This window comes from Treponema sp. R6D11 (genome assembly GCF_054786075.1).
In genome coordinates this window covers 1-438 of record NZ_BDHD01000947.1, presented here as the reverse complement: position 1 = coordinate 438, position 438 = coordinate 1, and the positions used below count along the sequence as shown (strand labels likewise).

Annotated in this window: 1 protein-coding gene; it reads left to right on the top strand. The window is 55.3% G+C overall.

Going from position 1 to position 438, the window contains the following annotated elements:
• Positions 1–9 precede the first annotated feature (9 nt).
• Positions 10–438 (top strand): 2Fe-2S iron-sulfur cluster-binding protein (locus tag ACYVTD_RS16935; RefSeq protein WP_461248815.1); only part of this gene is annotated, 429 nt, incomplete at its 3' end.

Sequence of the window (438 nt, the reverse complement as noted above, 5' to 3'; positions counted from 1 at the left end):
GTTTGAAAAATGAGCCATAAACCCGATCCGAACAAAAACGTCAATTTAACCATAGACGGCGTGTCCGTAACCGTTCCGGAAGGAACCAGAATTCTCGAGGCCGCGAAAAAAGCCAACGTGAAAATTCCCACCCTCTGCGAACACCCCGATCTGTGCAAGCGCGCGGTCTGCCGTATCTGCGTTGTCGAGTGCGACGGCAGGGGAAAACTTGTCGCCGCCTGCGCCAACGACGTGTGGGCAGGGGTCAGCGTGGTGACCAACAACACCCGCCTCTTTGACGTCCGCAAAACAATACTTGAATTGATCCTCGCGAACCACCCGCAGGACTGCCTCCTCTGCGTAAAAAACAAAAACTGCGAACTTCAGTCGCTGGCGGCGGAATACGGTATCCGCGAATCGTCCTTCGGCAGAAACGACGGGGGCGGCAAACCAGTAATC